The following is a 246-nucleotide window of genomic DNA, read 5'->3' as shown; positions in this document are numbered from 1 at the left end:
GGCAGTGCCGTCACCGGGCCGTCGAGCCCGTCCGGCCGGTCGAGCGGAGCCCAGTCGGCCGAGGACACGGAGACGGTGCGTCCGAGGTAGTTGAAGCCGATCTGCGGCTCGGCGAGGGCCGCGAGGGCGGGCGCGGTCTCGGCGTTGAGGTGGCGCAGCAGGCCGTACCCGAAGCCGTCGCCGGGTACCGCCCGCAGCTGTTCCTTGACCCGTTTCACGGCGTCCGCGGGATCGTCTCCGGAGACG

1 protein-coding gene is annotated in these 246 nt (G+C 73.6%); it reads right to left on the bottom strand.

Translation table 11 applies throughout. From position 1 onward, the window contains the following. The coding region (locus tag KYY02_RS33855) for a hypothetical protein (protein ID WP_442538189.1) at positions 1-246 on the bottom strand (246 nt) is incomplete at both ends.

This window comes from Streptomyces pimonensis (genome assembly GCF_041380215.1).
Lineage (GTDB): Bacteria > Actinomycetota > Actinomycetes > Streptomycetales > Streptomycetaceae > Streptomyces > Streptomyces pimonensis.
The sequence above is the reverse complement of the archived record's forward strand: the minus strand, read 5'-3'. Positions and strand labels throughout refer to the sequence as shown.